Origin of the sequence: Corynebacterium sp. CNJ-954, from assembly GCF_001942345.1 — a bacterium.
Taxonomy (GTDB): domain Bacteria; phylum Actinomycetota; class Actinomycetes; order Mycobacteriales; family Mycobacteriaceae; genus Corynebacterium.
Genome location: NZ_MKKI01000022.1, coordinates 129,762 through 153,100, shown reverse-complemented (window position 1 = coordinate 153,100; position 23,339 = coordinate 129,762). Strand labels below are relative to the sequence as shown.

The following is a 23,339-nucleotide window of genomic DNA, read 5'->3' as shown; positions in this document are numbered from 1 at the left end:
CCGCTCTACAGTGTCACATTTCAGTCCAAGGCCCCACCCCAGTAGCCTGAGCTCCTCCATGCCCCTCATCTCGTCCCCGGCCTCGTGATGCACACGCTCCCGTATCCACGTGAAGCCGAAGATCGTAACAACACCCGTCACCCCCGATGATTGTCGACTTCCTGATATGCATCTCTACCAGTACTCGCCGGGACGGGACGGGCCGCGGCAATGGGATCGGTTTTCGGCGTCGGCGGGGCGCTGCTGGTACCCGTGCTACTGGCGACGGGTGCGCCTCTCCTGGACTCCGCCACGACGCTGGGTGTGGCGGCCTACATCTCGCTGGTCCCCATGTTCCTGGGGTACGTGTTGTTCGGCTACGGACTCACCCGACTCTCCCGAGCACAGCGACCACGGTGACACTGCTCGAACCGGCCGTCGCCGCCCTGCTGGCGGTACTTGTCGTCGGAGAGCGGCTCGCCCCGTTGGGCTGGATCGGCCTCGTCCTGATCGGGCTGGTGCTGGTGGTCCTTGCGCTCGCCCCGGACCGGTCACGCTCCCCGACGGAGAGCCGTTGAGTCCGGGAGCCCGGGGATCCGCCTACAGTTTGCCGAGGTGCCGGAGTGCCACCCGGGTGGACTGTTTGGCCGAGTCCCGCAGCACCGGGTCGACGTCGGTGTAGATCTCGTCGACGATCTGCCCGACGGTCGCATCCGGGCCCAACGCCTTCACTGCCTCAGTGACCTGCCGTAACCGGTGTTCGCGCCGCTGCAGGTACTTGACTGCCAACTGGGCGGTGTCATCCCGGTCAGGACCGTGCCCCGGCAGCATCCGAACCCCGGACCCCCGCCGCGCGAGCAACCGCAGGGACTCCAGATAGTCTCCCAGGTCACCAGTCGTTTCCGAGATCATCGTCGTGTGCCGACCGGCGATCGTGTCACCGGTGAGGATCCCCTCGAGGTCCTCCCTGGACTCTCCACCCTCGGTGTGAACGGCGAAGCAGACCGAGTCGTCGGTGTGACCGGGTGTGGCGAGCACCTCGATGCTCGGGGTCATGCCGTCGCACCGGATGATCTCGCCGTCGACGAGCGGCTCCCCGCCGATGCAGTAGCGCTTGTCGACGGCACGCACAGGGGCCCCGACGAGTTGCCGGAGCCGGCCAGCTCCGTCAGCATGGTCGGGATGATGGTGGGTCAGGAGGATCAGCGCCACCTCTGCGCCGCCCTCGGTGGCTTTTCTGCGGAGGACATTGAGATGGCCTTCGTCGTGGGGGCCTGGATCGACGATGACACTGACAGCGTCACCGGGAGCCCGGATGACCCACGAGTTGGTGCCCTCGAGGCCTGGTAGCTGGGGTTGTCACACAGAACCACTCCGACGGAGGGGGTGACGGGACGCAACTGGCTGTACGCGGGGTGCTCCATGTCACCGATCCTACTGTGGGGAACGCCAATCGACAGGCCCGGCGGGGGTGATCCCCGGGCGGGGCAGTTACGACACGCGGACGACCAGTTCGACCTCGACGGGACTCCCCAACGGCAGTTCGGCGACACCGACGGCACTGCGGGCGTGCGCGCCAGCCTCGCCGAAGATCTCGCCGAGCAGGTCGGAGGCACCGTTGACGACGGCAGGCTGTCCGCCGAAGCCGGGCGCAGAGGCCACGAATCCGACGACCTTGACGATCTGGCGGACGCGGTCGACCCCCACGAGATCGTCGATCGCAGCCAGGGCGTTGAGCGTGGCGGTGCGGGCGTAGGACGCGGCGTCCTCCGGGGACACGGCCGCATCCTCACCCACAGTCCCGGTGGCGGGCAGTGCACCGTCGGCGAACGGCAGTTGCCCCGAGGTGAAGACCAGGTCACCGGCCTGGACCGCAGGAACATAGGCGGCGACCGGCGCTGCGACGGGGGGAAGCGTGATCCCCAGCGCGACGAGGCGGTCCGAGACCGTGCGGTTACCGGCGGTACCGTCAGCCATCTACTTCTCCCGCTTCAGGTAGGCGACATGCTGTTCGCCGGTGGGACCGGGGAGGACGGACACGAGCTCCCAGCCGTCCTCACCCCAGTTGTCGAGGATCTGCTTGGTCGCGTGGGTCAGGAGCGGAACGGTGGCATATTCCCATTGAGTCATGCCGACGAGTATACAAACGCTCCGGCCGCGTGGAACAGGACCGGAGCGGGACTGGTGGGGCCGGGAGGAATCAGCCCTGGGACGCCTCGAGCTGGCCGGCGAAGAAGTCCGCCCAGCTCTCCACCTCGGGGTGCTTGCGCAGCAGGGCACGTCGCTGACGCTCGGTCATGCCTCCCCACACGCCGAACTCGACGTCGTTGTCGAGGGCGTCCGCGCGACACTGGAGCACGACCGGGCAGTGGCGGCAGATCGCCACGGCCTTGCGCTGGGCCGCACCGCGGACGAACAGTTCTTCAGGGTCGATGTTGCGGCAGTGCGCCTGGGTGATCCACTCGCCGCGGTTGTTGAAGGACTCGCGGGTGGTCACCTGACCGGCCGTGCGGTGCAGGACGCCCTGGCTACCGCTACGGACCTCGGGGGCGGCACCGTCGTCCGCACACGTGGTGCCGGCGGTGCTGTCAGGGTGTCGGAGTGATGCGGTCATGATGTCCTTCCGCTGTGGATAGTGGCCGGGATGACGATCCCCGGCTCCGGAGATCGAGACCCCGGAAGTGATCATCAGCAAACTGGATGTAAGTGTATTCACACAGATTTAGAAGTGTCGAATCGCACATGATCCGAGAAAGTGTGGGGCACATCACCGGACGATGACCGACCCCTCCTCCGACCTCCGCTCGCGCCCCGCGCGTTACCGACGGACACCGGTGCGAGTTTTCCCTGACCCACAGCACATCAGACGGGCGGCCGTGGCTGAATGGAGCGAACGTCCCAGAAAATGTGCTGGTCATCACATCCGGGGCGTACCGACTCGATGACATGTGATGTCCGTCACCGATAGTCGATTTCGCCGCCGGAATCCGTCGGCACTGTTACCGGGCACGCACTTCGACCCGGTTTCGCGGCACTCCGCAGACCCTCGGCGACCCCGTCCTGACACCACCCCCGAAAACTCCCCCTGCCGACGATCCCGACGGGAACGCCCCCTCACTGGCGGCATCCGATACCCTTTGCGTGTGACATACCTCCGGAACGCGGCCACACTCATCCTCGCCATCGTCATGATCGGCGTGCTGACCGCGTTCGCCGCCATCCCGTTGGTCGGGGGCGCGGGCTTCGCCGTCAACGCCGGCTCCGACACCGTGGACAGCGATCTGGCCGACATCGACGACAATGAGTCACTCCCCGAGGTCAGCACCATCACAGACCGCGACGGAAACACCCTCGCCACCCTCTACGACCAGCGCCGGTACTCGGTCGGCCAGGACGAGATCGCCGACAGCATGAAACAGGCGATCGTCGCGATCGAGGACCGGCGATTCTACGAACACGACGGCGTCGATGTCCGCGGCACCCTCCGGGCGCTGGCCGCGAACTTCTCCAGTGGTGGCGTGGAGCAGGGCGCTTCCACCATCGACCAGCAGTACATCAAGAATTATCTGCTGCTCATCGATGCCGCGAACGACGAGGAACGCGCCGCGGCGACCGAGACATCGGCCACCCGCAAGCTGCGGGAGATGAAGATGGCCACCGATCTAGAGAAGCGGTACTCGAAGGACGAGATCCTCACCCGCTACCTCAACCTCATCTCCTTCGGTAACGGCGCCTACGGCATCGAGGCAGCTGCACGGACATACTTCTCCACCAGCGCCGCAGACCTCACGGTCCCCCAGTCCGCGATGCTGGCCGGCATGGTGCAGTCCACCAGCGCCCACGACCCGTGGGCAAACCCGGAGAGCGCCACGTCACGTCGGAATGACGTCCTCAACGCCATGGAGTCGACCGGGGCCCTCAGCCCCGCTGAACGCGACCGTTTCGTCGAAGAGCCGCTCGGCGTGAACGACAACCCCGTCGGTCAGGCCAACGGCTGCATCGGAGCCGACAACGCCGGTTTCTTCTGTGACTACGTGCTCTCGTATCTCGAGGACCACGACCTCGACACCGACGAACTCGCACGCGGCGGCTACACGGTGCGCACCACCCTGGATCCCTCGGCACAGGAGGCCGCGGTGAACTCGGTACGTTCCCAGGCCGACGCCTCCACCCCGGGAGTGTCACTGACCTCCAACTTCATCGCCCCCACCGACGACGCCCACGAGGTCGTCGCGATGGCATCGTCGCGGACCTACGGTCTCGACGCCGACGTCAGTGAGACCGTCCTCCCGGTGACCCACACCTCGGAGGGCAACGGGGCAGGCAGTATCTTCAAGATCTTCGCGGCCGCCGCGGCGATGGAGAACGGTATGGGCCTGGACACCACCCTGGACGTCCCCTCCCGCATCGAGGTGTCAGGCATGGGCAGCGGCGGTGCCGCCGGCTGCCCGGAGAACCGCTACTGCGTGGAGAACGCCGGCAGCTTCAAGCCCCGTATGAGCCTGCGGGAGGCACTCGCCACCAGCCCCAACACCCCGTTCGTGGCCATGGCGGAGAAGCTCGGCACGGACCGGATGACCGATATCGCCGTGCAACTCGGCCTGCGGTCCTACGGCGAACCAGGATCGTACGACGGGGAAAGTTCGGTCGCGGAGTTCATCAAGGACAGCAACCTCGGTTCTTTCGTCCTGGGCCCGCTGGAGGTCAATCCGCTGGAACTGGCGAATGTGTCCGCCAGCCTCGCCGACCACGGCCGCTGGTGCGAGCCGTCCCCCGTCCTGTCGGTCAAGGACCGCACCGGGGAAGACGTCGCCCTGGACGCCGCGCCCTGCGAACAGGCACTCTCCCGGGGCGTGGCGGACGCCCTGGCCAACGGGATGGGCGGCGACGTACGTAACGGTACGGCGTCCAGTGCTGCGGACGCGTCCGGGTGGAGCGGCCCGATCTCGGCGAAGACCGGCACAACGGAGACCAGCCTCTCCGCCGGATTCCTCGGCTTCACCCCGGGGTTGGCCGGTGCCACCTACGCCTTCAACGACGGTTCCCAGGCCTCGCCGCTGTGCACCTCCCCCCTACGCCAGTGCGGGAACGGCGACCTGTACGGCGGCAATGAGCCGGCGCGGGCGTTCTTCACTGCGGCGAACTCGATCATCGACAGCTACGGCGGCACCGGCCTGCCGCGGTACGACCGCGGCTACGACCGGGGCAACCCCACCCGGTACCGCAATGCGGCGGACACGTCCGGGGCCACCGGTGGCGCGGGGTCGCAGCAGCAGACCACGACCGGCTGGGACATGACACTCGACGAGGTCGGGTAGAGCACCGGCTGCCCGCCGTTACACTGGGCAGGGTGAGTAACCGACGCAGTCCAGAACACCCGCCCGCTGCCCGCCGCGAATCCGCACCCCCCGAGGAACGGCACCGGGGTGCGTTGTCCCGGATCGCTTCGACGGCACTCTCCGCCACGAGCGCGTTGGCAGCGGTCGGAGCCGCCACCGCGGCAGCGGCTGTCCTCGAGACCCGTGCCTTCGTCCTGCACGAGGTGACTGTCCCGGTGCTGGATCCCGGCACGCTGGGCGACGGTCGGGACGCTTTCACGATCCTGCACATCTCTGACCTGCACATGCTGGCTGCTCAGCGACTCAAGCAGAACTGGGTCGCCGGTCTCGACGCCCTGGAACCCGACCTCGTCGTCAACACCGGCGACAATCTGGGGGAGGAGCAGGCTGTACCTGCCGTCCTGCGCGCCCTGGGTCCCCTGCTACGGCGTCCAGGGGTGTTCATCTTCGGCAGCAACGACTACTTCGCACCTCACCCGGTCAATCCCTTCAACTACCTGCTGGGCAAGCGCAACAAACCGAGTGACGTCGAGCTGCCGTGGCGTGGCATGCGTGCAGCCTTCGTCGAGCACGGGTGGGAGGACGCCACCCACCGTCGCGTCGACTTCGCCACCGCCGGGGTGAAACTGGCGGTCGGCGGGGTGGACGACCCGCACCTGGACAGGGACGACTACGCAGCCCTCGGCGGTACCCCCAACCCGGAGGCCGATCTCGCGATCGGCCTGTCCCACTCCCCCGAGCCCCGTGTCCTCGACGAGTTCGCCGCGGACGGCTACCAGCTGATGATGTCGGGCCACACGCATGGTGGCCAACTGTGCCTCCCCGGCGGACGGGCGGTCGTCACCAACTGCGGGATCGACCGGTCGCGGGTGTCAGGACTCTCCCGCTGGTCTGAGCGCATGTGGTTGCACGTGACCAACGGCCTGGGGACATCGAAGTACGTCCCGTTCCGTACATTCTGCCGCCCGTCGGCGACGGTACTCAGGGTGGTGGAGCGGCCCTCCTGACAGCGGTGTGTACAGCTGTTTTGCCAGTGGGCCGGATGTCGGTCTATAGTGCTTATCTGTTGCGACACAGTGATTCCCGCAAGGGATGAGGTGTGCCGTTCCAGACCGGGGTATGGCGCAGCTTGGCAGCGCGCTTCGTTCGGGACGAAGAGGTCGTGGGTTCAAATCCCGCTACCCCGACAGCCAGAGGGACACCCTCCGACCTGCTCAGGCAGGACGGAGGGTGTTTTTCTCATCCACATGCCGCTGTAAGCCTCACACGATCCCACCCTCAGGGGTGTGTCCTGCGCCTCAGCACCCTCCTAGCGTTGGGTGGATGACACGTTTCACCCCGTACGGCGAACACCATGTCCATCCGGTGTCGCTCCAGTCCAAGATCCGTTGGGCACGGGGAGACGCGCGTAAGGCCCTGGACCTGGCGCCCGCGATCCGGACAGCTCTCGGACTGCAGTCGCCCGGCAACGCCCGCCGGCTGTGGCAGGGCCTCGCGGAACTCGGCGCGCTCGACCTCACAGTGGCGCGGGCTGTGGAGCCACACCTCGACGCGCTCGGAATCCTCGATCAGGCACGCGAATTCAACCCGGTGATCTTCGTCCCCGAACGCTCGACCTGGGGTGTCTTCGCTGCCGAGGGAGGGGACGCCCCACTGCGCGCTGAGCGCGCCCCCGAGGGTGGTTGGCGTCTCACAGGCCGGAAACCGTGGTGCTCGCTGGCAGGTTCACTGAGTCATGCGCTCGTCAGCGCCTGGACCTCGGAGACGGGACGCACCCTTTTCGCCGTCCGTCTCGACGAGGACGGGGTGACCGTCTCCGATGCACCCTGGGTCTCCCGCGGACTGCGCGACGTCGAGACAGTCACCCTGGACTTCGACACGGTCCAGGCCCACGACGTGGGCCCTGAAGACTGGTATCTGACGCGCCCCGGATTCGCCCTCGGCGGCGTCGGCGTCGCCGCGGTGTGGTGGGGCGCCGCCACCGCCCTGGCCCAGGCACTGCACATGAACCTGTCACACCGCGTCGAGACCGCAGATCCGGACGCCCCTGGCGACGACGTCGACCAGATCAGTCTGTGGCAGCTGGGACGCTGCGACTCGGTGCTGTCCGCAGCCGGCGCCGTCCTCGACCAGGCCGCCGGACGCGCCGACCGGGAGGAGGACGACCGCGGTCCCGAATGGGCCGAGGTGCTCCGCGTCCGCGGAATCGTCCATGACGCCTGCGAAACGACCCTCACCAACGTCCTGCATGCCCTCGGCCCGGCACCCCTGACAGGCGACGACGACTATGCTCGCCGTGTCGCCGATCTCCAGGTCTACCTGCGTCAGCACAAACCACAGAAGGATCTCGCCACCGTGGGTTCCCGCGCCCTCGACGGCCTTCCCACGGTCTGGGGTGGACGGTAGTGGCCGAGACGACGGCATTCGACCACCGTGACGGCGGCACCGACGAGTCGGTGTGGCAGGCGGCGAACGTGGTGACCTGCGAAACCCCTTCCTCTCTGGATCTGTCGGAGTTCGACCGTCTGGTGGTGCTGGCCGCTCACCCTGACGATGAGACCCTCATGTGCGGTGGCCTGATCGCGATGGCCGCCGCGCAGGGTATGCCGGTCGAGGTCATCGTGGCCACCGACGGGGAAGCCTCCCACCCCGACTCCCCCACACACTCCCCGGACGACCTCGCCATCCTCCGTCGCCGTGAATGCACGTCCGCGGTGACAGGCCTCGCACCGCAGGCACACCTCCGTTTCCTGTGTCTTCCTGACGGGGAGACCTCGCAGAACACCGAGCCGATGACCACCGCCACCGTCGAGACCGTCGGCGACGGCTCCGGTTGCCTGCTGGTCTCCACCTGGCGCGGCGACCGTCACCCCGACCACCGTGCAGCCGCACTCGCGGCTTCGGCGGCAGCCTGGCGGACGGATGCCACCCACATGGAGACACCCCTGTGGTTCTGGCACTGGGCGTCCCCGTCAGACCTGCCTCTACTCTCCCGGGACGGCCGCCTCTTCACCCTGGCCCTGGACCGGTCCGCCAGGTCGGCCAAACAGTCTGCGATCACCACCCATGAGTCCCAGGTGAAGCCGCTCGGTCCGGAACCCGGCAACGAGGCCCTCCTGCACCACGGCGTCCTCACGCATTTCTCCCGAGCCACAGAGACGTTCGTCCTGACCGAGCCCGACCGGCACTCCCCTCTCGATGATCTGCACCGGCGCTCCCACGACCCCTGGTCGACCAGGTCAAGGTGGTACGAGACCCGTAAGCGGGCACTCACCATGGCGGCACTGCCTCTTAGCCGCACCGGTACGATCCTCGAGATCGGCTGCTCGGTCGGCACCCTCGCCGCTGATCTCGCCGACCGTTGTGACCGCGTCGTCGCCGTCGATGAGAGCGCGGCAGCCCTCGCCGAGGCCCGCCGCACCATCCAGGATCCGCGGGTGGATCTCCGACAGTGCCGGGTACCGGAGCAGTGGCCCTCCGACCCGGATTCCGCCGACGGGGAGCTGCACCCCGACGTCGTGGTGCTCTCGGAGACCGGGTACTTCCTCAGCCCGGGCCGGATGCTGGCCCTTGCCCGCAGGATCCGGGCTTCGGGTGCCCCGGTCGTCCTCGCCTGCCACTGGCGGCATCCGGTCGTCGGCTGGCCGCTGGACGCGGCGGCAGTCCATGCCGCACTCGCCGGGATCCTCGAGCTACCGGAGTCGCTACGGATCGAAGACCCGGACTTCGAGGTCATCATGTGGTCCACCCCCACCGACGGAGAGGACGACTGATGACCTGCTCAGCGCAAACACCGGGTGCTCTGGCGGCGATGTCCGTCATCATGCCGGTGCACAATGAGGCCGGCACCGTCGGTTCCGCCGTCTCCGCCGTGGCGGAGGCAGCTCGGCAGGTGGATCTCCCGGTCTCGTTGACCGTGGTCTTCGACCGGTGCACCGACACCAGCGAGGAGCAGGTCGAGGACGTGCGGGGTTACTGCGCCGACCTGGAGATCCGGACACTGTCCGGGTACTTCGCCCACATCGGCGCAGTGCGCAATGCCGGGGTGGCTGATGCCGCAACCTGGGGTGCCACCTCCGGTGTCCCACTTGAGCGTCACTGGACCGCACACACGGACGCCGACTCCCTTGTCCCGCCCCAGTGGCTGTCGTGCCAGCGCGATGACGCCGATGCCGGCCATGACCTGGTCATCGGGACGGTGACCCCCGACGAGGCCCCGGACTCGGAGACCGTTCGCCTGTGGTCGGCACGGCACACCCTGGACGAGGGACATGCCTCCGTACATGGAGCGAACCTCGGAGTGCGACTCGACCGGTTGCTTGCCGTCGGTGGATTCGCCGGGATCGCGGTGGGTGAGGACGTGGCGACGGTTCGCCTGCTCAAGGACATCGGTGTCCCATGGACGGCGACAGACCGTGGCCGAGTCCTGACCTCGGCGCGCCGGACGAGCCGCGTATCAGGCGGGTTCGCCGACTATCTGCGCGACATGGACACCCAGACGTCCTGCACCGAACCAGCCGCGGAATCCACGGTCGAGACCTAGAAGAGGAGAGCCACCATCATCATCTAGTTACCTCCATTCACACGATTTAAAAGTCGATCCGTTTTGCCGAAATTCGGATCGTCGACTTTCGCGTGCATTAACGAATATTGACGTCGAGAATGAACGCGTAAATTTCTCCTTCCATTTCCCACGAAGACACATTATTCACGTACAGTCGGGCACTGACATAGTTTCCGACGGTCGAAAGGAGAACCCCTCATGGGACTCGACGACAAGATCAAGAACAAGGCGGAGGACGCCACCGGTAAGGCCAAGGAAGCCGCTGGTGACGCCACTGACAACGATCGCCTCAAGGGCGACGGAAAGACGGATCAGGCAAAATCCAGCGTCAAGGACGCTGCAGAGAATGCCAAGGACAAGGTTTCCGAGGGAATCAACAAGATCACCGGAAACTAGAGCATCGCGGACTTCCGTCCGTGAGCACCACATAACGCTTCATGAACGGAGAATGACATGGACTCCACCACGCTAATCCTCGCAGCCGACTCGGCGCCGACGCTGAGCTTCATCGGCTGGATCATCGTCGGCGGCCTCGCCGGCTGGATCGGTTCGAAGATCATGGGCACCGACGCCTCCATGGGGATCATCCTCAACATCATCGTCGGCGTGATCGGCGGCTTCCTCGGAGGCTGGCTGCTCACCCTGTTCGGTGTGGATGTCGCCGGCGGCGGAATCATCTTCAGCTTCATCACGTGCCTGGTCGGCGCGGTGATCCTGCTGTGGATCGTCGGCCTGCTCACCCGCAAGAGGTGACCCCAGCCCCGACTGCTGCAATGCACAGGAACCCCGCCCCCGGACACAAGCGTGCCTGGGGGCGGGGTTCCTCCGCTTTCGGGGCCTACTGCGGGATCTTCTCCTTCCGCGGCGGGACCATACCGTGCTCCATCCCCCACCGGACCGCCTGCGACCGCCGCTCCACGCCCATCTTCCGGTAGGCGGAACGGATGCACGACTTCAGCGAATTGATGGTGATGTAGCTGCGCGTGGCGATCTCGGCGTTCGTGAGGCCGCGGGTGATCAGCGCGACGATCTCCGCTTCCCTGGCAGTCAGCCCCTCCGCCTGGCCGGGCCAGGTCCCCCGGGCGAGGGCCGGGTCCGCCGTCGTCGTACCGGAGAGGCCCACAGCGCCTGCCGGGGCCACGATCTCCGCCGTGTCCGAGACCAGCACCTCTCCCGCACCGATCGCCTCAAGGCACTCCACCAGCACACCGGCCCCCATGGACTTGTCGATGTAGCCCCTGCACCCCTTGTTCAGGGCGGTCTGGATCAGGTCCGCCTGCATGTTCCAGCTGTAGATCACCACGTGACCCGCCTCCGGATCGCGGAGGACCTCGTCAATCTCGTTGCCGTCTGCCTGGGTCAACCCGAACGTGTCGTAGAGGGTCAGGTCCACCGCACGGTCTCCCGTGGTACCGACATCTGTCTCGACGATGCGGACCCGGTCCTGGTAGGGCGTGAGCATCGTCCTGAGCCCCGCGACCACGACCTCGTAGTCGTTGAGCAGACGAAGCCGGTAGGGAGGTGAAGAAGGAGTAGACACATCACTGAGTCTACTGGGTCCGCCTGTCGTTCTCCCCTGTCACCGGGAAATCAAGCGGAGCCGGCAGGCTCAGAACTCCTCGTATGTGGCCGGGTCCTGCCCCTTCAGGCGGCCGTCAGGCGTACCCAGCGAGGTGATCGCCTCGACCTCGTCCGTGGTGAGGTCCAGTTTCAGGGAATCCAGGTTCTCCTGCTGCCGCTCCCGGCTCGACGCCTTGGGGATGGCCAGCGATCCGACCGCACGGTGCCAGGCGAGAACCACCTGGCCCGGGGTGGCGTCGTGCGCCCGTGCAGCATCCAGCACCGGCGCACTGTCGAGTGCAGCCCCACGTCCGAGAGGGCTCCAACCTTCGGTGATGATGCCGTGCGAGGTGTTCCATTCCAATGCGCCGACCTGTGGGAACGCGGGATGGAGCTCGATCTGGTTGACCTCCGGCAGCTCACCGGTCTCCTTCTCCAGGACCTCCAGATGCTCAGGAAGGAAGTTGCACACCCCGATGTGTTTGACCAACCCGCGCTCACGGGCCTCGATCAGCGCCTTCCACGCCTCAACGTAGTGACCCTGTTTCGGATTCGGCCAGTGGATCAGGTACAGGTCGATCGGTCCGATACCGGAGCGGTAGTAGGACTCTTCCACTGTGGCGAGGGCGGCCGACCTCTCGTGGTACCGGCCGGGGAGCTTGCTGGTGTAGATGATCTCCTCACGGGACGCGTGCCCGCCGTCGACCGCTGCGCGGATACCCGCACCCACCGTGCCTTCGTTCTCGTAGTTGTAGGCGGAGTCGATGAGCCGGTAGCCGAGCTCGACCGCTCCGGCGACCGCCTCGCTGCCGTCGGTCCCCCGTAGCTTGTAGGTCCCGAAACCGAGTGCGGGAAGTTCCAGGGAGGTTTCCGGTGACGTCGGTGTGGATGATGCTGTATGCGACATCCTCCCGATCATAACAACCCCCGGAGGCTGCCACTACTGCAAAGTCCCGCCGGAACCTGTGTGCGACACGCCTGATAAACTGGGCGCGTCGCATGAGGGTTACCGGGGTCCAGGCCGGATCCGCGGGAACCACGGGGCGGCTGCCGAGTCAGAACAACTGTGAGGTGTTGATGAGACCGTGACCTTGATCGTCGTTCCTGTGGTGCTTGCCATAGCTCTCGCACTAACCCCGGTCCTGGTCAAAACTCTCGACCGCAACGCCGGCTGGCCGTTGGCCGCGGTGTTCCTCGGGGTGGCCGCCTACGTCCTGTCCCACGCCGGGGACATCATAGACGGACAGGACGCGGTCTTCTCCGCCACCTGGGTGGAAGGCATCGTCCCCGGCGCCAGCGGGGACGGGGCCAATCTTGACTTCGCCCTGCGCATGGATTCCCTGGGCATGTTCTTCACGCTGCTGGCGCTGTTGATCGGTTCAGCGGTCTTCGCCTACTCCGCGCGGTACCTCCACCGCGGGGAGCACATCATGAATTTCTACGTCCTGATGACCGGGTTCATGCTCTCGGTGGTGCTGCTGTTCCTCGCCGATGACGTCGCCGTGCTGTTCATCGGCTGGGAGCTCGTCTCCCTGGCCTCCTTCTTCCTCATCGCCCGAGCCGGGCACACCGGAGAACCTGGTGCCGTCCGGACGCTGATCCTGACTTTCACCGGTGGTCTCAGCCTCCTCGTCGCCCTGGGCATCTCCGTCGTAGCAACAGGAACGACGAGCATCTCCGGGATCATCGCCAGCGACGTCTGGAGCCAGAACACCTCGCTCACCGCTATCGTCGCAGTCCTGGTGGCTCTCGCCGGATTCTCCAAGGCCGCACAGTTGCCGTTCCACGTCTGGTTGCCCGAGGCCATGGCCGCGGCGACTCCGGTCTCGGCGTTCCTGCACGCCGCCGCCGTGGTCAAGGCCGGCATCTACCTTCTGCTCCGGTTCTCCGGAATCTTCTCGGACGTACTGGTCTGGAACCTGATGCTGATCATCTCCGGCATGGCGACGGCGGTGATGGCCGCGGTCTTCGCGTACCAGCAGACCGATCTCAAGCGACTCACCGCCTACTCCACGGTGTCGCAGCTCGGCTGGATCGTGGCGACCATCGGGATCGGAACCCCCTACGCCCTCGCCGCCGCCGTCGTCCACACCGCCGCCCACGCGATGTTCAAGTCCTCACTGTTCATGGTCATCGGTGTCGTCGACCACCAGAACGGCTCACGTGACATCCGCGAACTCGGTTCAATCTGGCGCCGGATGCCCGCGACCTTCACCGCTGCGGCCATTGCCGCTGCAAGTATGGCGGGCATCCCGCCGACACTCGGCTTCGTGTCGAAGGAGGGAATGCTCGAGTCCTTCACCGAGTCCCCGCTTGTGCCGTCCTGGGAAATCGTCCTGCTCATCGCCGCCGGCATCGGCGCCGTGGCGACGTTCATGTACTCCGCGAAGTACCTGATCGGCGCGTTCATCGATTCCGGGTCCGCCGTGGACACTGCCGACGTTGTCCCGGTCGACGAGGTCAAGGAGGCACCCGTCTCCTTCTGGCTCCCCGCTGCCATCCCCGGCGTCCTCTCCCTTCCGGTCGTGCTTTTCCTCACCGCGATGGACTCCCCGCTGGACTCGGTCGTCGGGTCAATCGGTGCCGGTGAGTCCCATTCCCACCTGGCATTGTGGCACGGGCTCGGCATCCCGCTCTTCATCACTGCTGCAGTGATCGTCGTCGGCGCCGTCCTCGTGGCCCTGCGGCACCGGGCGTACACGGACTGGATGGAGGACCACCGGCTGTTCCCCTTCACCGGCAACGAACTCATCGCCTTCACCCTGCGCATGGCGAACAGGTGGGGACGGCTGGTCAGCCGTCTCGGGAACACCCTGAGCCCGAACGGTCATCTGCTGTGGATCTTCGTCATGATCCTGGTGCTCACCGTCGCCGCATTCTTCGGGCCGGGCGGGCTCGAGCATCTCGGTGCCCTGCCGCCACGCGACGCGGGGATCGACAGCATCACCGACATCCCGGGACTGCTCATCATGTTCCTGGTGACCATGGCGATCATCTCCACCCGTTCCCGCATGGGTTCAGTGGTCCTCGTCGGCGTCGCCGGGATCGGCGTCTCCTGGATCATGCTGACGCTGGGCGCCCCGGACGTCGCGATGACCAACCTCATGGTCGAGCTGATCGTGACGGTGTTCCTCATGCTCATCATCCGCCACCAGCCACGTCTCTACCTGAAGGAGGGCGAGAACCGCACGAAGTTCGCGGTCACGCTGTCCGCGATCGTCGGTCTGGTCGTCTTCGTCGGAGTCTGGCTGCTCGTGGGTCGCCACCCGCGACCGGAACTGGCGGAGTGGTACCTCAACGAATCCACGGACGTCTCCGGTGCCAACAACATCGTGGCGTCGATCATCGTGGAGTTCCGTGCACTGGATACGCTCGGCGAGCTGTCCGTCCTGGCCATGGCGGGTATCGTCATCGCCGCAGTCGTGTCCTCGGTGCCGAAGTCACCGGTGCCGGGCTACGGCCCGGGTTCCACGGCCGAACTGTTCCGCAAAGAGGGCACCACCAAGTTCCCGGACGTGCACAAGATCCCCGAGCTGGCACCCTTCTACTCGAAGTACCTGCGCAGCACCCACCTGAACTCGATCCTGGGCCGCGCCGTGATCTGGCCGTTCCTGGCTGTGCTCATCGTCTACTCCGCCGTGACCTTCTACCGTGGCCACCAGGCGCCGGGCGGTGGATTCCTCGCCGCGCTGATGCTCGCCCTCGGGCTGGTGTTCTGGTACCTGGTGCAGCCGACGGCCCGGCGCATCGGCGGGGCCGACCTCGGCTACCAGCTGGCCGGCGGCGGCATTGTCCTGGCCCTGTTCACCGGACTACTCGGATTCGTCGAGGGAAGTTTCCTCGCGCCGATCCACTTCTACATCGGGTCAGAGCACTTCAGCTCGTCACTGTTCTTCGACGGTGGCGTCTATCTCGCGGTGATCGGCACCGTCATGATCGTCCTCAACACACTCGGCGGACGGGACCGGCCCGGCGCCGAGCCCGGCAAGTCGTCCAAGGCCAGCCCCGTCGAGTATTCACGTTCGTTGGCCGACCGACCGGAGCTGCAGGCCGTCGCCGGATCGAAGGTGGCTGTCACCGCCGGAGGATCGGCGGTCCCGTTGAACCCCTCCGCCGTCGCGGAGGAACAACGGAAGAACCAGACGGAACACCGTCGAGAACAGGAACGACGCGAAGCAAACGGTCAAGCGACCGACGAGAACCCCCGGAAGGACGGTGAAGACCGGTGATCATTGCGGCCATCATCGCCCTGCTCGTCGCAGCCGGCGTCTACATGGTGATGCAACGTGGCATGGTCCGCGTCATCATCGGCACCACACTGATGAGTCACGGCGTGAACCTGCTTCTCCTGGCGGCGGGGATCGGCGCCTGGCGTGCCGACCCCCTCGCTGACCGGACCCCGGTCTCGGAAGCCGCGGACCCTCTCCCCCAGGCCTTCGTGCTGACCGCCATCGTGATCTCGATGGCCGCCACCGCCGTCATGCTGGCTCTCGCCGGGCTCGGCCGCGACGACGACACCCGCTCGGGCGAAGACGTCCAGCGCGCCCGCCGGGAGTTCCGTGCACTGGACACCGTGGGTCTCCGCTCCGCCCACCGGATCGACGAAGACTCAGCACAGGCGAAGCGTCGCCGCGATCGTGAGGTGGACTACTGATGAGCCTCGATACTCTCGGCAGTCTCCTGTCGCTGTTCGTCGTCGTCCCGCTGATGTCCTCGGGTATCGCGGCAGCTCTACCGTGGAGCTTCCCCCGTCGCCTCCTCGGCCTCGTCATCCCCTTCATCGGCCTCGTCGGCGGTGTCCTGCTGCTCACCCAGGTGTCAGGCGGAGGTGACACGACCGTCGTCGCCGACAATATCGGTGACTTCGTCGGTGGAGTCTCAATCCCTCTCGCCGCGGACACCCTCTCCGCGGTCATGATCGTGGCCACCTCCGTTGTCGCACTGACGGCCAACTGGTTCGCCGAGACCGTCGGCGAATCCCGCTCCCGCTTCTACCCGGCGATGACCCTGATGCTGTTGTCCGGCGTGTGGGGTGCTTTCCTCACCGCGGACCTGTTCAACCTCTTCGTCTTCATCGAGGTCATGCTGATGCCCTCGTTCGGGTTGCTCGCCATGACCGGTACCTGGGCCCGCCTGGCCGCAGGCCGCACGTTTATCCTGGTCAACCTGGTCACGTCGCTGACCCTGCTGTCTGGAGTGGGTCTGGTTTACGCCGTCGTCGGTACGACGAACATGGCCGCCCTCGCCGGCGCAGCCGGTGAACGCGGCTCCGACGGGTTCGCCGACGGGATCTTCGGCACCCAGTGGCAACTGTGGCTCGCCCTGGGCATCGTCCTGATCGCCCTCGCGGTGAAGTCGGGCGCCGCCCCCGTGCACACCTGGCTGCCGCGGGCCTACGGTTCCACCTCACCGTCGGTGATGGCGCTCTTCTCCGGACTGCACACCAAGGTCGGTGTCTACGCGATCCTGCGGGTGTACATGACCATCTTCGAAGGCGACCAGCGGTGGGCACTGCCGATCCTGGTGTTCGCGGTCATCGGTATGCTGATCGGCGGTTTCGCCGCACTCGGTGAAACCACCCTCCGCGGCGTGATCTCCTACCAGATGGTCAACGGCATCCCGTTCATTCTCGTCGCCCTGGCCTTCCTCGGTGGCAGCGCCGAGCTGATGCTCTCCGCCGCGATCTTCTACATGCTCCACCACATGATCACCGCAGGGGCGATGATCATGGCCGCAGGTGCCGTCGAAGAGACGTACGGTACCGGTCGGCTCCGCCGCCTCTCGGGTCTGATGCGCCGAGACCCGATCATCTCCGTCATCTTCGCTGCCGCGGCCATGTCGTTGATCGGCTTCCCCCCGTTCTCCGGCCTCTGGGGCAAACTGATGCTGATTTTCGCCATGGTCCGCGACTCCGGCCCGACCGTCTGGGTCGGTGTCGGCGCGGTCATCGTGGCGTCCGTCGGTGCGCTGCTGAGCATGCTGCACGTGTGGCGCAAGTGCTTCTGGGGCAAACCGATGGACAAGCAGGACATGGACCCCAGTCTCGCGGTCAGCGTACGTCTCACCCTCCCGAGCGCGACGATGATGGTGATCAGCGTCGGCATGTTCCTCTTCGTCGGCGTGCTCACCCAGGTCACCGGGGACGCTGCCGCATCACTGACCGACACCACGGACTACGTCCACTCGGTGATCGGTGACCCGGATGAGGCCGTGGGAGCCGTCCTGCCCTCAGAGGAGTACGGCCTGGCACACACGGATTCCGGATCAACCACCGCTGCACCTGATGCGGCGACCGCCACGGAAGGAGCGCGGTGATGGGGCTGAAGAACGTTCTCCACCAGATCGGTCACGGGACCTCCTACTCCGTCTGGCTCATCGGCCAGATCGTCAAGGAGTCCACGATCATGGCCTACGACACCTTCACCACCGGTCGCCACATTGCACCGGTGATGATCTACTACCCGCTGCGGCTGACCCGGGAACGTGACATCGCGGTCTTCATCGCGTCCATCACGATGACCCCGGGCACCCTCGCCCTCGGTGTGACCGGTCCGAAGGAGGTCGACGAGGACGCCGCCGCCGGTAAACGCAATCTGGACGACGCCAGCTCCGTGGCCACCTCTGAATTCCGCACCCACGGGCTCACCCGCGTGCAACGGTTCCTCGCGGTCCACGCCATGTACGGTGCCGATCCGCAGGAACTGCTGCACTCCCTGGCCGTGATGGAGGCGAAGATCTCCCCGTCGGTCCGCAAACGCAAGATCGAGTTCGACGTGGAACACCTCGTGGAGCGTGGCGTCCCCGGTCCCCGTGGTTACCGGGGCAACCGGGGTGGCCGTGCCAGCGAGGACGGGGTCTTCGACATCGAGAAAGTCGATTCGACGCCGCATGCGGCGGCTTTCGTGGCGGCCATCATGCGCCAGGATGACAATCTCGACGAGAACGACCTCGACAGTCTCTCGCGTGAACAGCGGGAGAAGATCGCCAAGGCCCATGCCCGCAAGGCCGCCGAAGAGAAGCGCCGCAGGCTGGAGGAAGAGGAACAGCGTCGCCGGCGCAAGCTCGCCGAGGAGCTCAGTCTCCGGAGCTCGACCTTGACGACGACGGCGACGACCATGATTCTGAGGACACCGAGGCGGGCATCGATCCGGCACGCGTCGCCCCGTCACAGGACGGTGGCATCAGTGCGCTGTCCGAGGGCGTCGGCAGCGCCGCCACGACCGGAGGCTCCCGGGCCAGCCGGAGCGGTCGTCGCACGTCACCGATCGCGTCCCTGGTCAATGCCCTCGAAGTACGGTCGCGGTTGCCGCAACCCAACCTGGACCTCAGTGGTCGTCGGGGGCTCCCCGGCACACCGCTGTCGCGTCTGAGAGGGCGTCACGGCCACCCCGCACCCGGCGATCCCGGTCATACCGCCGACGAACCGCAACCGACCGAGCCCGACACGAGAGAGGATGAGTCGAAGTGACACCGACACAGTTCCTGTGGATCTTCGCCGGGGCAGCCGCAGTCATCATCGCCGCGTCCATGGCGCTCGTCCTGTGGCGGGCGGTGTCGACCCGTAACGACGCCCGACGGGCCGTCCTGGCGGACATGATCTTCCTGACCATCATCGCCGGTTTCCTGGTGTACTGCCTGTTCTACAGTTCCGCCATCACCTACGACGTCGTTCTCGTGGCTGGTCTCGGCGGCGCGATCAGCACCATGGCCTTCGCCCGAATCATCACCCGAGGACGCCGGTAGGAGAAATGATGACCACACAGACCCTGTCCACCGTCCACCTGCTCGCCGCCGAAGGCAGCGTCGTTGAAGAGACCAGCGACATCGGGTGGATCCCCGCCATCATCGTCAGTATCCTCGCCGTAGTCGGAGCACTGTACGTGCTCGTCTCGGCTGTCGCCATGTACCTCGCGCCCGACGCGCTGAGCCAGGTCAACATGCTCGGCCCCGCCCTCGGTATGGGCCTGCCTCTGCTCGTCGCCGCCGACTTCGTGAACTCCTGGGCAACCGAAGGGTTCGTGGTCGGTTACCTGGTCAGGGGTATTGTCGCTGTACTGGCGCTACTCGTGGTCCAGGCGGTGGGGTCCTACGTCATGGGCCGTGCCCTGCACGCCACGCTGTGGGACCACACCGTTCCGCTGTCCGGCGGTGAACGGGCCAAGGAGTCGAACTGATCCCCCGACAGTATCCTGCATGTGCAGGAAACCCCCGACGGTGAGATTCGGGTATCTCACGTCGGGGGTTCTGCCGTTTCAGGCGATGTGGCTGCGAAAACACGGTTCAGACGTGCGGCGCCACCGTGTCTGCGAGGTACCGGGAGCCGTTCTCCGAGGGGTGGAACATCATGTTGTAGTTCGGTGTGGTGGTGTCGATGATCCCGGCGACATAGCGGTCGCTGTCGGCGGCACACGTGTCATGCCCGCGGGCTCCGTCCATGACCTCGACGTAGGTCGCGTCGATGTCCTCCGCAGCGGCACGCTGGTTGTCACGGTTCCAGTTCTCCACGTCACGCAGGGGCGGCACCGGCACCCCCATGGGGAAGTCGGGGACGACGTTGAGTGCACAGAACGTGGTGTTCTTACGGTCGACCGTCGGCAGGGCCCCGGGCACGACGATGCGCGCCTCCGGAGCGACGGACCGGATCCGGTCCGCCGCCTTCTGCATGTTGGACCGGTAGGCGGCAGCGACATTGCCCGGGTCGAGGATATTGGTGCCGTTGTCGAACGCTCCGAAGAGACCGTAGTCGTTCATGCCGACAGCGAGGACCACAGTCGAGTCGTCGTGGACGACTCCCGCATCGATCGCCTGGTTGATCCGGTGCATCATCGATCCGGAGGTCGTGGCTGTACAGGAGTAGTCGTCGACAGGACGGCCGGTGGCTTGCGCGAGCTTCGCCGGGAAGTTGTTCGGCGCCTGCAGACAACCGGCGGTCTGCGGGTAGTCGTCCGCCCAGTCCCCGATCGGTCCCGGGACGCCACGCAAGGTGTTGCGGACCTGATCCGGGTTGGACGAGAACGAGTCGCCGAGCGCCACGATATTGCGGGTGTCAGCCTGAGCGGCGGGGAGGGCGGTAGCCCCGAGACCGAAGACGCTCAGCACGGCGGTCCCCGCCGCCAGCACACGGCTCCGAAGTGAACGGGTACGGGCAGGGGTATCTCGGTGGCGGCTCATGGCGCTCTCCTCACGGCGTGGTGATTGACGTGGTTAAGGGGTCACATGCACCGTAACTCACATCAGAACACCACGAGAAGCTCAGGTTACCCTCAGCAGTCGTAGTACAGTTCGTACTCCAGGGTCGTGGGGCGTAACCGGGCGGGGGTTATCTCGTTGTCGACCTTCTCAGCGATGTAGCTCTCGATCAGGTCCTCAGTGAACACTCCGCCCGCCGTGAGGAAGTCGTGGTCCTCCTGCAGTGCCTCCAGTGTCTGTTCCAACGATGTCGGTGTGGTGGGTATCCCCTCCGCCTCCTCGGGCGGCAGCTCGTAGAGGTCCTTGTCCACCGGATCCGCGGGCTCGGTGCGGTTGACCACCCCGTCGAGCCCCGCCATCATCACGGCCGCGAACGCGAGGTAGGGATTGCCGGACGGGTCCGGCGCCCGAAACTCGATCCGCTTGGCCTTGGGGCTGGTCCCCGTGGCCGGGATCCGGATCGCTGCGGAGCGGTTCTCCGCCGAGTACACCAGGTTGGTCGGCGCTTCGAAGCCCGGGACCAGCCGGTGGTACGAGTTCATCGTCGGGTTGGTGAAGGCCAGGACGGCCGGTGCATGCGCCAGGACCCCGCCGATGTAGTGCCGCGCCATGTCAGACAGCCCGCCGTACCCGGACTCGTCGTAGAACAGGGGGCGACCGTCCTTCCACAACGACTGGTGGATGTGCATCCCCGAGCCACCGTCGTCCGCCAGCGGCTTCGGCATGAAGGTCGCCGATTTACCGTTCGCCTTCGCGGTGTTCTTCACCACGTACTTGAATGTCTGCAGTGCATCGGCTGCATGGAGCAGGGTGTTGAACCGGTAGTTGATCTCCTGCTGGCCCCCGCTACCCATCTCGTGGTGGGCCCGTTCCACCTCGAAGCCGAGGTCGATGAGGTTGTCGGCGATCTCGTTGCGCAGGTTCTGGAGATGGTCATAGGGCGCGGTCGGGAAGTATCCCCGCTTCTGCCGGACCTTGTGCCCCAGGTTGGTGGTGCCGTCCGGATCCTTCTCCGCGCCGGTGCTCCACCAGCCCTCCTCGGAATCCACGACATGGAAGGAGGAGTTGGACGCCGAGTCGAACCGGACGGAGTCGAAGATGTAGAACTCAGCTTCCGCCCCGAAGTAGCATTCATCCGCCACACCGGTGGAGACGAGGTACTCCTCGGCACTACGGGCGACATTGCGGGGGTCGCGCGAGAACGGTTGCCGGGTACGGGGATCATGGACGAAGAACTGGATGTTCAACGTACGGGAGTCGACGAAAGGGTCGACGTACGCCGTCTTCAGATCAGGCAACAGCAGCATGTCGGACTTCTCGACGCTGGTGAACCCGCTGATCGAGGACCCGTCGAAGGCGAGCCCCTCCTCCATCGCCTCGGCGTTGAACGAGGACGCGGGGACGGACAGGTGCTGTTCGGTGCCGGGAACGTCCGTGAACCGCACGTCGATCCAGCGGATTCCCCGGTCCTCGATGAACTGGGAGAGACTCTGCGGGTCAGCACTGTCGGGTGATGTGGTCGCCACTTCCAATGCTCCTATCTGAGCTCCGGGACGTCCCAGAGGTTGAGCGTCGTTCCGATGTCCTTCTCCACCGCATTGTCATAGACGTCAGAGGCCCAGGCGACGTCCTCGACCGGCATACCACCGATCGAGTAGCAGAAGATCTGCTCGTCATCGGTGCGGCCCGGTGCACGCCCAGCGGCGATGTCACCGATGTTCGTGAGACGGTCACCGTCGAGGGAGCCGTCCTTGTACATGTCCCACCAACGGTTGCCGGGGATACCGAGGAGCTGCTCATAGGTCACGTCAGGACCGTTCTCCTCGTACCACTCGGCGTAGAGGCCGGTGTAGTCGACGACGAGGTTCGCCCGCTCACTCCGGATGAAGTCGTCGTCCAGCCTCGCGGCCGCCGGCATCAGCAACAGGGCCCCGGGCTTGAGCCACTCCGTGGCGAAGTAGGGGAATCCGTCGGGCCCGTCAGGCGACGTCGATGTTCCGGCGATGAGGATGTCACTTCCTTCGACAGCCTCCTGCTCACTGTCGACGACCCGGACCTCGTCCAGCTGGGGGTGGTGGTCGCGGAACCACTGGGCGGCCCGTTCCGTGGACGCCGTCGACCTGCCCTTGATTTTCAGTCGGCGGATCGACGGACGTTGGCTCACCGCCGCCGAAAAACTCGTGCGGCTCATGACACCGGGGCCGATGATGCCGACGCTCTCCGCATCCTGGACGGCCAGGTGCTTGACTCCGACGCCGGGGACGGAGCCGGTACGGTACGCCGAGAGCAGGTTGGCGGACATCACCGCACGTGGTGCGCCGGTGACGGCGTCGTTGAGAATGAACAGGTGGATCGACCTGGGCAGGTCGTGGTCGCGGTTCTCGGTGTTGGACCCGTACCATTTCACTCCCGAGGCACGGAAACGCCCGCCGAGATAGGCCGGCATCGCCATGAAGCGACGATCTGGCCCGTCGACGGGCATTCCGTCGTGATCGGGTTTCTCGGGGAAGTTGATCTGTGCACCGTGGGAGTTGGCCGACTGCCCGGCCATACGGTAGTCACCGTCGGCCAGGAGAATCAGCGTCTCCTCCATGGTGTCGACGCATGCTGCGACGTCGGTGACACCGGCTTCGATCATCTCCTGCTCGTTGAGGTAGCGAAAATCAATACGGGTTTCTGCCATGCCGACCTTTCTCATGTTTTATGTG

The 23,339-nt window shown here is 65.9% G+C and carries 23 protein-coding genes, 1 tRNA gene and 1 pseudogene; 16 read left to right on the top strand and 9 right to left on the bottom strand.

The window, feature by feature from the left end:
• Positions 1 to 210 precede the first annotated feature (210 nt).
• Both BJF89_RS19125 and BJF89_RS19120 read left to right on the top strand, forming a co-directional pair.
• The gene (locus tag BJF89_RS19125) at positions 211 to 399 is read left to right on the top strand and encodes a hypothetical protein (protein ID WP_222843820.1); all 189 of its coding nucleotides are present in this window, start codon (positions 211 to 213) and stop codon (positions 397 to 399) included.
• The gene (locus BJF89_RS19120; RefSeq protein ID WP_222843819.1) at positions 396 to 557 is read left to right on the top strand and encodes a hypothetical protein; all 162 of its coding nucleotides are present in this window, start codon (positions 396 to 398) and stop codon (positions 555 to 557) included. The genes BJF89_RS19125 and BJF89_RS19120 overlap by 4 nt, the downstream gene beginning before the upstream one ends.
• Positions 558 to 579: 22 nt before the next feature.
• On the opposite strand, the pseudogene BJF89_RS08565 reads toward BJF89_RS19120, so the two are convergent.
• The 4 genes and pseudogenes from BJF89_RS08565 to BJF89_RS08550 all read right to left on the bottom strand — a co-directional run bounded on the left by BJF89_RS08565 (position 580) and on the right by BJF89_RS08550 (position 2,593).
• A pseudogene (locus tag BJF89_RS08565) lies at positions 580 to 1,403 on the bottom strand (MBL fold metallo-hydrolase).
• 67 nt (positions 1,404 to 1,470) lie between these two features.
• Positions 1,471 to 1,956, bottom strand: coding sequence for a RidA family protein (locus BJF89_RS08560; RefSeq protein ID WP_075814029.1), 486 nt, complete (start codon positions 1,954 to 1,956; stop codon positions 1,471 to 1,473).
• Complete coding sequence (locus BJF89_RS18535) at positions 1,957 to 2,109, bottom strand: DUF4177 domain-containing protein (RefSeq protein ID WP_075814027.1); 153 nt, start codon at positions 2,107 to 2,109, stop codon at positions 1,957 to 1,959.
• Between the two features lie 70 nt (positions 2,110 to 2,179).
• Positions 2,180 to 2,593 carry a WhiB family transcriptional regulator gene (locus BJF89_RS08550; RefSeq protein WP_304441333.1) on the bottom strand — a complete coding sequence of 138 codons (414 nt, stop codon included), beginning with the start codon at positions 2,591 to 2,593 and terminating at the stop codon, positions 2,180 to 2,182.
• Positions 2,594 to 3,122: 529 nt separating this feature from the next.
• Here BJF89_RS08550 and BJF89_RS08545 point away from each other — a divergent pair.
• From BJF89_RS08545 to BJF89_RS08510, 8 genes are all read left to right on the top strand, one after another.
• Positions 3,123 to 5,297 (top strand): transglycosylase domain-containing protein, encoded by a 2,175-nt coding sequence (locus BJF89_RS08545; RefSeq protein WP_369803686.1) that lies wholly within the window; start codon positions 3,123 to 3,125, stop codon positions 5,295 to 5,297.
• A gap of 113 nt (positions 5,298 to 5,410) precedes the next feature.
• Entirely contained in the window at positions 5,411 to 6,325 is a 915-nt protein-coding gene (locus BJF89_RS08540) for a metallophosphoesterase (RefSeq protein WP_075814023.1), read from the top strand.
• Positions 6,326 to 6,431: 106 nt separating this feature from the next.
• Positions 6,432 to 6,505, top strand: a tRNA-Pro gene (locus tag BJF89_RS08535).
• A gap of 136 nt (positions 6,506 to 6,641) precedes the next feature.
• Positions 6,642 to 7,724, top strand: a complete 1,083-nt coding sequence (locus BJF89_RS08530; RefSeq protein ID WP_075814021.1) for a hypothetical protein — start codon at positions 6,642 to 6,644, stop codon at positions 7,722 to 7,724.
• Positions 7,724 to 9,091, top strand: coding sequence for a bifunctional PIG-L family deacetylase/class I SAM-dependent methyltransferase (locus BJF89_RS08525; protein ID WP_075814020.1), 1,368 nt, complete (start codon positions 7,724 to 7,726; stop codon positions 9,089 to 9,091). The genes BJF89_RS08530 and BJF89_RS08525 overlap by 1 nt, the downstream gene beginning before the upstream one ends.
• Positions 9,091 to 9,861 carry a glycosyltransferase family 2 protein gene (locus BJF89_RS08520; RefSeq protein WP_083650596.1) on the top strand — a complete coding sequence of 257 codons (771 nt, stop codon included), beginning with the start codon at positions 9,091 to 9,093 and terminating at the stop codon, positions 9,859 to 9,861. The genes BJF89_RS08525 and BJF89_RS08520 overlap by 1 nt, the downstream gene beginning before the upstream one ends.
• Positions 9,862 to 10,080: 219 nt before the next feature.
• A complete protein-coding gene (locus tag BJF89_RS08515) occupies positions 10,081 to 10,278 on the top strand; it encodes a CsbD family protein (protein WP_075814019.1) in 198 nt (65 codons plus the stop codon).
• Between the two features lie 57 nt (positions 10,279 to 10,335).
• Complete coding sequence (locus BJF89_RS08510) at positions 10,336 to 10,635, top strand: GlsB/YeaQ/YmgE family stress response membrane protein (protein WP_075814017.1); 300 nt, start codon at positions 10,336 to 10,338, stop codon at positions 10,633 to 10,635.
• An 85-nt stretch (positions 10,636 to 10,720) separates the two neighbouring features.
• Here BJF89_RS08510 and BJF89_RS08505 read toward each other — a convergent pair whose 3' ends face one another.
• Both BJF89_RS08505 and BJF89_RS08500 read right to left on the bottom strand, forming a co-directional pair.
• Complete coding sequence (locus tag BJF89_RS08505) at positions 10,721 to 11,422, bottom strand: response regulator transcription factor (protein WP_075814015.1); 702 nt, start codon at positions 11,420 to 11,422, stop codon at positions 10,721 to 10,723.
• A 69-nt stretch (positions 11,423 to 11,491) separates the two neighbouring features.
• A complete protein-coding gene (locus BJF89_RS08500; RefSeq protein WP_075814349.1) occupies positions 11,492 to 12,349 on the bottom strand; it encodes an aldo/keto reductase in 858 nt (285 codons plus the stop codon).
• 178 nt (positions 12,350 to 12,527) lie between these two features.
• Between BJF89_RS08500 and BJF89_RS08495 the strand changes: the two genes are divergently transcribed.
• From BJF89_RS08495 to BJF89_RS08470, 6 genes are all read left to right on the top strand, one after another.
• Complete coding sequence (locus BJF89_RS08495; RefSeq protein WP_075814013.1) at positions 12,528 to 15,671, top strand: DUF4040 family protein; 3,144 nt, start codon at positions 12,528 to 12,530, stop codon at positions 15,669 to 15,671.
• Positions 15,668 to 16,096 carry a cation:proton antiporter subunit C gene (locus BJF89_RS08490; protein ID WP_075814011.1) on the top strand — a complete coding sequence of 143 codons (429 nt, stop codon included), beginning with the start codon at positions 15,668 to 15,670 and terminating at the stop codon, positions 16,094 to 16,096. The genes BJF89_RS08495 and BJF89_RS08490 overlap by 4 nt, the downstream gene beginning before the upstream one ends.
• Positions 16,096 to 17,757, top strand: coding sequence for a monovalent cation/H+ antiporter subunit D family protein (locus BJF89_RS08485; protein WP_083650594.1), 1,662 nt, complete (start codon positions 16,096 to 16,098; stop codon positions 17,755 to 17,757). Before BJF89_RS08490 ends, BJF89_RS08485 begins: the two co-directional genes overlap by 1 nt.
• Positions 17,757 to 18,812, top strand: coding sequence for a Na+/H+ antiporter subunit E (locus BJF89_RS08480; protein WP_083650593.1), 1,056 nt, complete (start codon positions 17,757 to 17,759; stop codon positions 18,810 to 18,812). The genes BJF89_RS08485 and BJF89_RS08480 overlap by 1 nt, the downstream gene beginning before the upstream one ends.
• Positions 18,813 to 18,906: 94 nt before the next feature.
• Complete coding sequence (locus BJF89_RS08475; protein ID WP_075814009.1) at positions 18,907 to 19,185, top strand: monovalent cation/H+ antiporter complex subunit F; 279 nt, start codon at positions 18,907 to 18,909, stop codon at positions 19,183 to 19,185.
• A 5-nt stretch (positions 19,186 to 19,190) separates the two neighbouring features.
• On the top strand, positions 19,191 to 19,616 hold the full coding sequence (locus BJF89_RS08470) for a Na+/H+ antiporter subunit G (RefSeq protein ID WP_187344687.1): 426 nt from the start codon (positions 19,191 to 19,193) through the stop codon (positions 19,614 to 19,616).
• Between the two features lie 106 nt (positions 19,617 to 19,722).
• On the opposite strand, the gene BJF89_RS08465 is transcribed toward BJF89_RS08470, so the two are convergent.
• The 3 genes from BJF89_RS08465 to BJF89_RS08455 form a co-directional block, all read right to left on the bottom strand.
• Positions 19,723 to 20,613, bottom strand: coding sequence for a GDSL-type esterase/lipase family protein (locus BJF89_RS08465; protein ID WP_075814007.1), 891 nt, complete (start codon positions 20,611 to 20,613; stop codon positions 19,723 to 19,725).
• A 92-nt stretch (positions 20,614 to 20,705) separates the two neighbouring features.
• Positions 20,706 to 22,106 (bottom strand): type I glutamate--ammonia ligase, encoded by a 1,401-nt coding sequence (gene glnA / locus BJF89_RS08460; RefSeq protein WP_369803690.1) that lies wholly within the window; start codon positions 22,104 to 22,106, stop codon positions 20,706 to 20,708.
• A gap of 62 nt (positions 22,107 to 22,168) precedes the next feature.
• Entirely contained in the window at positions 22,169 to 23,314 is a 1,146-nt protein-coding gene (locus tag BJF89_RS08455) for a tyramine oxidase subunit B (protein WP_255372551.1), read from the bottom strand.
• Positions 23,315 to 23,339 lie beyond the last annotated feature (25 nt).